The organism is Chamaesiphon sp. VAR_69_metabat_338, from assembly GCF_031423935.1.
GTDB lineage: Bacteria > Cyanobacteriota > Cyanobacteriia > Cyanobacteriales > Chamaesiphonaceae > Chamaesiphon.
Genome location: NZ_JANPGM010000075.1, coordinates 1 through 8056 on the forward strand (window position 1 = coordinate 1; position 8056 = coordinate 8056).

At 45.5% G+C, this 8056-nt stretch carries 10 protein-coding genes and 1 tRNA gene; 2 read left to right on the forward strand and 9 right to left on the reverse strand.

Annotated features, from left to right (window positions below):
• Nucleotides 1–261: 261 nt before the first annotated feature.
• Complete coding sequence (locus RMO84_RS02210; protein WP_310486823.1) at nucleotides 262–477, forward strand: type II toxin-antitoxin system HicB family antitoxin; 216 nt, start codon at nucleotides 262–264, stop codon at nucleotides 475–477.
• A gap of 5 nt (nucleotides 478–482) precedes the next feature.
• Nucleotides 483–707, forward strand: coding sequence for a type II toxin-antitoxin system HicA family toxin (locus RMO84_RS02215; protein ID WP_310486824.1), 225 nt, complete (start codon nucleotides 483–485; stop codon nucleotides 705–707).
• 16 nt (nucleotides 708–723) lie between these two features.
• On the opposite strand, the gene RMO84_RS02220 is transcribed toward RMO84_RS02215, so the two are convergent.
• From RMO84_RS02220 to RMO84_RS02260, 9 genes are all read right to left on the reverse strand, one after another.
• Nucleotides 724–957, reverse strand: a complete 234-nt coding sequence (locus RMO84_RS02220) for a type II toxin-antitoxin system HicB family antitoxin (protein ID WP_310486825.1) — start codon at nucleotides 955–957, stop codon at nucleotides 724–726.
• A 2-nt stretch (nucleotides 958–959) separates the two neighbouring features.
• Nucleotides 960–1241 (reverse strand): type II toxin-antitoxin system mRNA interferase toxin, RelE/StbE family, encoded by a 282-nt coding sequence (locus RMO84_RS02225; RefSeq protein WP_310486826.1) that lies wholly within the window; start codon nucleotides 1239–1241, stop codon nucleotides 960–962.
• On the reverse strand, nucleotides 1222–1452 hold the full coding sequence (locus tag RMO84_RS02230; RefSeq protein WP_310486827.1) for a hypothetical protein: 231 nt from the start codon (nucleotides 1450–1452) through the stop codon (nucleotides 1222–1224). The genes RMO84_RS02225 and RMO84_RS02230 overlap by 20 nt, the downstream gene beginning before the upstream one ends.
• A gap of 114 nt (nucleotides 1453–1566) precedes the next feature.
• Nucleotides 1567–4617, reverse strand: a complete 3051-nt coding sequence (locus RMO84_RS02235; RefSeq protein ID WP_396135745.1) for an NACHT domain-containing protein — start codon at nucleotides 4615–4617, stop codon at nucleotides 1567–1569.
• Nucleotides 4618–4751: 134 nt separating this feature from the next.
• Nucleotides 4752–5210 (reverse strand): hypothetical protein, encoded by a 459-nt coding sequence (locus RMO84_RS02240; protein ID WP_310486829.1) that lies wholly within the window; start codon nucleotides 5208–5210, stop codon nucleotides 4752–4754.
• Between the two features lie 169 nt (nucleotides 5211–5379).
• Nucleotides 5380–5979: a YdcF family protein gene (locus RMO84_RS02245; protein ID WP_310486830.1), complete on the reverse strand. Its 600-nt coding sequence runs from the start codon at nucleotides 5977–5979 to the stop codon at nucleotides 5380–5382.
• 94 nt (nucleotides 5980–6073) lie between these two features.
• Nucleotides 6074–6147, reverse strand: a tRNA-Arg gene (locus RMO84_RS02250).
• 119 nt (nucleotides 6148–6266) lie between these two features.
• The gene (locus RMO84_RS02255; RefSeq protein ID WP_310486831.1) at nucleotides 6267–6833 is read right to left on the reverse strand and encodes a DUF937 domain-containing protein; all 567 of its coding nucleotides are present in this window, start codon (nucleotides 6831–6833) and stop codon (nucleotides 6267–6269) included.
• A gap of 179 nt (nucleotides 6834–7012) precedes the next feature.
• A complete protein-coding gene (locus RMO84_RS02260) occupies nucleotides 7013–7789 on the reverse strand; it encodes a 7-carboxy-7-deazaguanine synthase QueE (RefSeq protein ID WP_310486832.1) in 777 nt (258 codons plus the stop codon).
• Nucleotides 7790–8056 lie beyond the last annotated feature (267 nt).

Genomic DNA, 8056 nt, shown 5'->3' on the forward strand with positions numbered 1-8056 from the left:
TATCCTTTTTTCGGCATGAGTCTCAAAGTCGATGCGAATGAAAAAGCGATCGAGCAATTTCCCAAGGAGTATCGAGCAGTCAGTGGCGACGGTTTACAATTAGCCGACGACGATCCTCGGTGGAAAAACTTAAAAATGCGCGTGAGCGTTTTGGAAGTTGTCTATCAATAATTATGCTCGATCGATTGATACAATCTCGATTCTGACATCCACCATTAAGGTAAGCTATATTAAAAGCTAACAGCTACTATTTTCATTACTATGAGTAAAGAATTCAACGTCATCATCGAACGCGATCTGGATGGATACTTTGTAGCTTCTGTGCCTAGCCTACCTGGTTGTCATACCCAGGCTAAATCTCTTGATGAATTAATAGAGCGGATTAGGGAAGCAATTATTTTGTGTCTGGAAGTAAAATCTCAATCGACAGATAATCTAGAATTCATCGGATTGCAACGGGTCGCTGTCGAAATCTAGAGCTAATGAGTAAGTTACCAAGTTTAACAGGTAGAGAAGTAATTACAGCACTAAAAAAGATTGGCTTTGAAGTGATTAGAGTTCGCGGCAGCCATCACTTCTTGAGACATCCAGACGAGCGATGTACTGTCGTTCCAGTTCATTCGGGTGAAACAATTGGAATTGGATTGTTAAACCAAATTCTCAGAGATTGTCAATTAGATCGAGAGGAGTTTAGAACTTTAATTTAAACATCTCGATCGCTATCTAATCGCTAGGTAATGGAATAGATTTACCTAATTCAAATACTGTTTCTAACCACAATTCTCGCGCTTCGTTAATGTTTTTCATTGTTTCTTCGATCGTTTCTCCTTGAGTCAGACAGCCAGGTAAATCTTTGATTTCGGCAACATAGCCGCCTTCCGGATCGGCATGGAGGACGATCGGATAATTGAGATTGAGATAATCTGTCAGTGTTTGTAACTCAACCGTGCTATTCATTGTCAATAAACTTCATCATGATTGCCAACATTTACTAGTAAAATAAATACTTCCAATACATCATCTTCCTCTGAGAATTCAAAAATGATTCTACAATCATAGGCAACAGAACAAGACCACAGACCATCTAAGTTACCAGCTAACTTATGAGATTTCAAAGATGGGGTGAAAGGATCTTCCGCCAACAGAATTAATACTTCAGTAATCCGATCCCTTAACTGTGGGTTTCTTTTGGTAATTTTTTTAAAAGATCGCGTGAAACCGCTACTCCAGACAACTTGCATCGTTATCTCCTAGCAAATCGGCGATTAAATCCTGAACAGTACCCTTTTTTGCAGTCCCATCAGCGATCGCCTGTTTTAACTCGCGACGACTAGACAAAATTTCAGCTTCTTGCTGCTCGATCCGTCGCTTGCGAACTATCTCGAATAACTTCTCTCGATCTTCGATCGATAACCGATCGATCGACTCTACTATATCTTCGACAGTCATCATTTTATTACCTCTGGATATTAATGTCCAAACCTATCGATCGAGTGGATATTGAAGATATTCTTATTATATCTATGTTGCCGATTCCATATAAGCTCGATCGAATCTCACCATCATTCATTCAACCACGATCGACCATAAACAATCGATCGCGTCGCCAATTCCATCATTCGGATTTTCTTCCAACCACTGCACCACTTTGGGGCGTATTGTATCTGAGGTTTTAGCTAACTGAACTAATGCTGATTTTGCACCAGAGCGCACTAATGAATCTTCATCGTCGAGCAAGGCAAGTAAACCGCTCATCACTTCTAGACTGGTATTTCCTAACTTACCTAATGCTTCTGCTGCACGAAAGCGCAAAAACGATTGTTCATCGTCGAGCAAGGCAAGTAAACCGCTCATCACTTCTGGACTGGTATTTCCTAACTGAACTAATGCTGATGTTGCACCATAGCGCACTAATGAATCTTCATCGTCGAGCAAGACAAGTAAGCGGCTCACCACCTCTGGACTGGTATTTCTTAACTTACCTAATGTTCCTGCTGTATGATATCGCGCAGACCAATCTTCATTGTCGAGCAAGACAAGTAAGCGGCTCACCACCTCTGAACTGGTATTTCCTAACTGAACTAATGCTTCTGCTGCCCGTTCGCGTACATACCAATCTTTATCATTACACAAGGCAAGTAAGCGGCTCACCACCTCTGGACTAGTATTTCCTAGCTTACCTAATGCTTCTGCTGCACAAGCGCACACAAAATGATTTTTATCATCACATAAGGCAAGTAAACCGCTTACCACCTCCGGACTAGTATTTCCTAAATGACCTAATGCTCCTGCTGCAGGATAGCGCACATCCGAATTTTCATCACTGAGCAAGACAAGTAATTGGCTAATAGCTGCTGCCTCTAGTCCTAAAGCAGCCTGAAATTTTAGCAGTTGAAAACGATCGATCCGATCTCCATGTGCTTGCAATTTCTCCAAAGAAACTTGCTCTAAATTTGTTTCTCCTAAGCAATGTAAAATCTTTTCTACTTCATTACTAATTTTGCTGCCAATTCGCGCTGAATCACAAACCGATAACCCCACTAATCGATCGAGTATGTCCCCCACCCAATCCGCCGCCACCACTGATAATTCTGGTGGATCTTCCGTCAGACACCAACCTGCAAACAGCAAATCTCGATGGAGCCACTGTTCGTATTCACTCCCAGCCTCCAAAACCTCCCGAATCGCCTTCTGTGCCTTCTTCCCCTTCAGCTTCGACACCAGCAACAACAACACCTCTCGCCAATGTTGGTCGTGTAAATGCTGCCGAAAATGAGCCAAGATAATGTCAGTATCATCTTCAACATCGGCTCGATCGAATATTTCCTCTGCTGTCAAATATTCCTGAAATGTCTTATGTACGAAAGCATAACGATCTCGCCCCTGTTCGTTGAGCAAGCCCGTCCGCCGTTGAATAAAATCGATAAACCTTTCGGCTTCACCCTTTGCCTCATGCGCTTCGCATTTTTTCAGCGTTTGAATCTCCTTCCGCAACCACCGAATCAACTCATCTTTGTCAATCAGCGTGCCACCTTCAGTTTCGCCCGTGCTGCCTTGGGTATGAATCCAGTAGGCTAATTTCTTCAAGATATACAACAGATCGTCTGACTTGAGAAACAGCAAAACCTGTGAGTACAGCTTGATTTCCTTGCCACTATCCCAACTCGTCAGCAGCGTCTCTACCGCCTTCTCATAGAGCTTGCACCGCTGTCTCGGCAACTCCGCCTGATAGCGATGAATCAAGGTAATAATCGTCAATAACAATGGATTTTTCGCCAGCAGCCGAATTCGCTCGTTTCTGGTAAACGCCTTCTGTAAATCCGCCTTCCGCCGTTCTGCTTGCGCCGGATCGTCCTTGAGCCGACTGTCATACCAATGATCGATAAATGTCGCTACCTGCTTGTCATCAAAAGATTCCAGCGTATAGTGGGGAAACTCATCGAGATTGAAAAAATCCCACCGATACCCCGCTGGGCGCGATGTAATTACCGCTGGATTGTCTTGGTATTGATGCAGAAATGTCTCAATCTGCTCCGCCACCTTGCGCCGCTGGGCTTCATCCACCACCTCATCCAGCCCATCGAGCAAAATCAACGCTTTACCTCGATCTAACCAATGCTCAAAAAATCCGGTGGGTAATTCCTTGCAAGCTAAATTAGCTTCGGCATTCGATCGCAAATATTCCAGCAATCCCATCTTCGGCTGCAATATCCAATCCTGAATCCGCACTACCACAGGCAACCAATCATCTTCGGCTGGCAAGCCAATCTGATTTGGATTACTTTGACACAGCATTAAGGCAAAATAACTTGCCAGCATGGTTTTCCCAGAACCAGGTGCTCCCAGTACTACCGCTTTTTTCTGATTATTTATAACTGCTTGGGCTGGAATTCGTGGGGCAGATCGATCGCGTGTAGCCCAAGCTTTTTGTTCTTCTAAAAGTGAATTCTCTTGTCCGTTTACCCTAATAGTAATTCTTTGAGGATCTGGCGAATAAGGATTGAGCCGCGACATAGCTTCCATGAAAGCTCGCTCTGGTGTTGATAACTGCGGCAAACTCCGACTCCTTTCCTCTCGCACATCAGGCATCACAAAAATCTGCGCCAAAACCTCCTGCTTTTCTACCTCTTCCCCTGGTACTGCAATCCCGACGAACTTCACATCATCTACCCGCCGCGCCAATTGCTTCAGATATTGCGCCTTCGCTAGCTGAAAGCAAATCCCTACCCGATCGAAATAGCTCTCAACAAACGCATCCATCCACAACGGCATCAGATCGGATAGGTAACTCTCTGATTCGGGATGCTCGGATGCCGATCGTTTAAACACCTCTACTAGAATCTTTACATCAGGCTTACCACGATTCTGAAAAGGTTTCTGCAACTCATTTTGTACCAAACCTGACTGAAAGAACTTCAGAAACTTTCGATCTCCATTGGCTCCATCTCGATCGATCCGAGCAAATAATTCCCATCCTCGTGCCCTATCAGCAGCTACTTCTGATTGCTGCAATAGCACTATCATCTCATCTGGATTCAGCCGACTGTTTATCTCTGCCAAACCAGTCTTGAAAGCTTCCGTTATTGTCAATCTAGCGACAGTATCAAAGAATCCCATACGATTACAAAACAGAAGTTTAATTTAATTCGATCGTGCCACAAAGATTGCTAAACGTCTATTACAATCAAGCATTTCTAACATTACTGTAAGAAACCCGACTTCTCGGAAGAAGTCGGGTTTCTGAACCCACTCTAGCTTCCACAATCACCCTCAACTGCAATAGTTTGTTGACGATCGCCGATTTTCAATGTCATCTTACCGTCATAACCAGTCACCTCGCACTCCTGGTCGCCCTTTCGACAAACTCTCGTAGTTACTCGATCGATCCGCACCGTCATTCTGCCAGACTTATAGATCTCAGTCGATCGACTCCCTTTCTTTTCCACCCGTGGTGCGGATGGAGTTGCACTGACCAATTTGAGCACCCGATCTTTCCCGCCGATATTCATTAGTGCCGACTTTTCAAGTACCGACCAAAATACATAGCCTTTATTGCCTCGGCGTTGTAGCGAGCAACCAGCACCCCGAATTTCTTTTGTATTCTGAATATTGCCGATGCCATTAACTGTGGGCTGTTTGGCTAAAGCAGTCGATGGCAAGCCTAAACCAGCTAAAATTCCCAAGCTCAGACCAGACAATAAATATTTCATCTTAATATGGTGTCGCCAACATCTTATCGAACAGCTTCTAACAAATTAGGCGGGAGATCGATCGAGATGGTTGCGATCGATCTCCCGCCCAAAATCGAGAGCTTGGCGTAGATCCAGGGTACCCCTTGTGGGTACCCTCAGATCTCTGCTTTTACTGATAAAGCGATCGTCACTTACCGCCAGCATAGCCAGTTGCCAGCCAGAACAGCGATCGAAAGCCATCGCGGACGGTTTTTCGCAGTGGTTCGACGGGGCGTCCGCTGACAAAAGTTATCGGTTTAACTTTGATACCACGGCTGCCAAAGACAATTTCACCGATCGCCCGCGCGCGCGGTAGATGGTCGTCAGAGGTGACTAGATACACGCTGGTAATCCCTTTGGACTCAAATCGATCGACGATGGTTGTAAAGTTAGTTACGGTATCGATCGCTTGATAATCCAGATGGAGGTTTTCTGGTGCGACGCCCGCCTTTTTAAACACGCGATAAGCGTATTTTGGTGGTGCGCCACTGGAGATCCAGACAGGTAAATTGGGATGTGAGTGCGCGACTTTTGCGCCAAATAGTTCGCGTTCTTCTTCACCACCCAAGACAAAAATTGCTTGAGGCTCAATCCAGGTATTTTCTACCTCGCGATAGCCCATCCAGGCGAAGGGCAATAGTAACGGCGAAATTGGTAGCAATGCTTTCAGCAATCGCCAACGCGGGCGGCGACGCTGCTTGTGACGTGAATTGGAATGGGATCGGGGCAGGGTGTGATTATGCGCCATGCTGCTAGGAGCTTGGAGAGGACAGATTTAATAGCTAGACTATGCCTAGCAAATTAGGCTCAAATTACCACAATTTATCGCTGCAAACAACGCACGGGACTGGCGGGAATCGAACCCACGGCCTATCGCTTAGGAGGCGATCGCTCTATCCTTCTGAGCTACAGCCCCAAACAGCAATCAATTGTATCAGATTAATGACTGGTGACTAATTAATCTATCCTGATGGAGTAAGCCACGTCTCGACTAACTTACTCGCGATCGATCGATTAACTAGCCACCAGAATTTACTAAAACATCTTACCGATAATATTCCCGATATCATTGATAGGATTACCATCGCCATCGCTATCGAGCATTTTCGTCGCCATACCGATAAGATCGTTGCTATCGCCAGCACCGCCTAGTGTTTGGACGATACTGCTGGGATCGGTGCCACTTTGTTGGCTAAATTTACCGATCGCCGCGATTGCAATTGGGGCGAGGATGCCGAGTAACTGAGTCACAGTCCCATTATCCATGCCAGTCTGCTGGGTAATATTACTCGCGATCGCATTCTGAGAGCCACCACCCATCACTTGCGACAGCAGCGCACCACCCATGCTCGCCGCACCAGCATTACCGACAAACCCCATCAAATTATCTAAAATCGACCCGTCGTGCTGTTGAGTTGCTTGGTTAATCGCATTAGCACCATCTGGAGTTCCGGCATGGTTGCCCATTGCCGATAGCAGCATCGGCAAGGCCATGCCCACTGCCGATTTGGTCGTACCTTGGTCGGCACCAATTTGCTGACCGATCTGTTGAACGACTGGGCCGCCCAATTGATTCACCAACATCCCGATTAATGGATTCATGTTAATTTACCCCATCTAAAAAATAGTTGTCAAAATCAATTCTGCTCTAGGAGTACAAACTCCACCGAATCGACGACAGTATTGTACACAACTATTTCAACTATCTGGAGAAATCACTAGTTTTTATTTAATTTTGCTAGAAAATATATAGGCTTATGCATAGCAAAATGTATCCAAAATCACAATTGCCCCAACATTTTATGTGTTTGGGGAACCACTCGAATTTGGGGTAGATACTCCTTCATTAAAGCCTGCCAAGCTAATACTTGTTCCGGTCTGGGTGCCGCTAGATGAGGGTTTGTATGCGTCTCTGCTAGCGCGGTCATGGGTTGGAGGAAGATAACAATACGATCGCTCACATTCGCCACTAATTCTGCTGCTTGTCTCAGTTCGATCGGATCGGTAGTCTGCGAAATAATAATTTTTACAAATACATCAACCTTCGCATCGTGACACAACTGCAAGAATTCTCGATGTTTTCCCCAGTGAGTTTCACCACTGACGCTTGGCAATTTAATATCCATCCCGACCAGATCTAGATTGGCTAAAACCTGATTCAATTGCTGGGGTCGATGTCCGCCAGTTTCCAGATAGATGGGTAAATTAGTCAAGGCTTTAACTTGGGGCAGAAACTCGGCAAGGAAGGTGGCATGTAACAGTGGTTCGCCACCCGTGATACTGATGCTATCGTGCAAATGGGGCTGATTTTGCCGATCGACCCAAGTTAATAGTTGCGGCAGCTCGATCGGGTTATCATGAGTGACAAAATCCCGCTCGCCAGGTGTCTGCTCGATCGAGCAAGTCGGTTGTTTTGTCCAAGTATGTTGGCTATCGCAGTAAGCGCAACGCAAGTCACAGCCCCCAAACCGAACAAAGATCTGGCGCGTCCCCACATTAATGCCCTCGCCTTGAATTGCTGAGAAAATTTCAATTAAGTTAGCTGTGAGTGCAGTCATAGGAGCGAAGACGAGGGATAACCGATGAACTAACTATTTTAGATCGGGTTCGAGTCGAGCGCATTAACTCAAGTTGGTAGTCTTAGATACTCGATCGTTTATAAATAATGTATTAACTATAAGTAGCCAGACATAATTAAAGTGACAATGACAAGATCGCTATCGTCATCGCCCTCACCCCGCCCTCACCTCCGGCTCTGGCTCCCCTCTGTCTTGTCTCGCTGTCTTGACCCAAACACATGCGGAGGGAACCTCCGCGTGATTTGG

Coding starts and splice junctions, on each gene's coding strand:
- RMO84_RS02215 (WP_310486824.1), top strand. CDS start 483: ATGAGTAAGTTACCAAGTTTAACAGGTAGAGAAGTAATTACAGCACTA.
- RMO84_RS02255 (WP_310486831.1), bottom strand. CDS start 6,833: ATGAATCCATTAATCGGGATGTTGGTGAATCAATTGGGCGGCCCAGTC.
- RMO84_RS02210 (WP_310486823.1), top strand. CDS start 262: ATGAGTAAAGAATTCAACGTCATCATCGAACGCGATCTGGATGGATAC.
- RMO84_RS02225 (WP_310486826.1), bottom strand. CDS start 1,241: ATGCAAGTTGTCTGGAGTAGCGGTTTCACGCGATCTTTTAAAAAAATT.
- RMO84_RS02235 (WP_396135745.1), bottom strand. CDS start 4,617: ATGGGATTCTTTGATACTGTCGCTAGATTGACAATAACGGAAGCTTTC.
- RMO84_RS02260 (WP_310486832.1), bottom strand. CDS start 7,789: ATGACTGCACTCACAGCTAACTTAATTGAAATTTTCTCAGCAATTCAA.
- RMO84_RS02245 (WP_310486830.1), bottom strand. CDS start 5,979: ATGGCGCATAATCACACCCTGCCCCGATCCCATTCCAATTCACGTCAC.
- RMO84_RS02220 (WP_310486825.1), bottom strand. CDS start 957: ATGAATAGCACGGTTGAGTTACAAACACTGACAGATTATCTCAATCTC.
- RMO84_RS02230 (WP_310486827.1), bottom strand. CDS start 1,452: ATGATGACTGTCGAAGATATAGTAGAGTCGATCGATCGGTTATCGATC.
- RMO84_RS02240 (WP_310486829.1), bottom strand. CDS start 5,210: ATGAAATATTTATTGTCTGGTCTGAGCTTGGGAATTTTAGCTGGTTTA.